Source organism: Dellaglioa sp. CoH-57-MRSF-18, assembly GCF_056781995.1.
Genome location: NZ_JBXAXX010000209.1, coordinates 1 through 275 on the forward strand (window position 1 = coordinate 1; position 275 = coordinate 275).

A 275-nucleotide genomic window follows, 5' to 3' on the forward strand; every position below is an offset into this window, starting at 1 on the left:
TCTTTAAACTCGTCAACGCTCATACTGCCTTTTGCAGCGGCCATGATCGTCATAGTCTCGTTCATGACAAGCATAGCCAGACCACGCATCATGGGCCGCAAAACCGATTCGCTGATAGTGACACCAATAGCACCTCGATCCCGAGTTTGCTGCATGTCCGTCACAAGTTCCCGAATAGTCATCATCAGGTTGTTGAACGAGTGAACACCATAGCGTCCCTTCGATTCGCGAATCCCGTTTTCGACTTCGGCAACAAGATCAATACAGGTTTGAAG

The 275-nt window shown here is 49.1% G+C and carries 1 protein-coding gene; it reads right to left on the reverse strand.

The annotated features are described in order from the left end of the window. Positions 1-275, reverse strand: a 275-nt coding sequence (locus tag AC1RPG_RS08745) for a hypothetical protein (RefSeq protein ID WP_481762596.1), incomplete at both ends; no start/stop codon positions are given.